The sequence below is a fragment of the Massilia sp. CMS3.1 genome, assembly GCF_051262535.1.
GTDB lineage: Bacteria > Pseudomonadota > Gammaproteobacteria > Burkholderiales > Burkholderiaceae_D > Telluria.
Window position 1 is genome coordinate 1 of sequence record NZ_JBIMES010000118.1, and the last position, 226, is coordinate 226.

Genomic DNA, 226 nt, shown 5'->3' on the forward strand with positions numbered 1-226 from the left:
TCGTGGGCTATGGCGAGATCTGCTAACTTTCGACGAGCGTATCGAAGAACTCGACCAGGAAATCGCACAAATTGCTCGGCAAGACCCGGTAGCTCTACGTTTACAGCAAGTGCGTGGTATCGGGCCCCTTACTGCGACAGCATTGCTGGCAACGGTTGGCGATGCGAGTCAGTTTTCCAACGGGCGACAGATGGCTGCTTCGTTTGGGCTAACGCCCAAACAAAAC

1 protein-coding gene is annotated in these 226 nt (G+C 54.4%); it reads left to right on the top strand.

Features of this window, described 5'->3' with window-relative positions; genetic code table 11:
• Positions 1-226: transposase (locus tag ACHAC9_RS24690; protein ID WP_435764466.1), on the top strand; the 226-nt coding region annotated here is incomplete at both ends.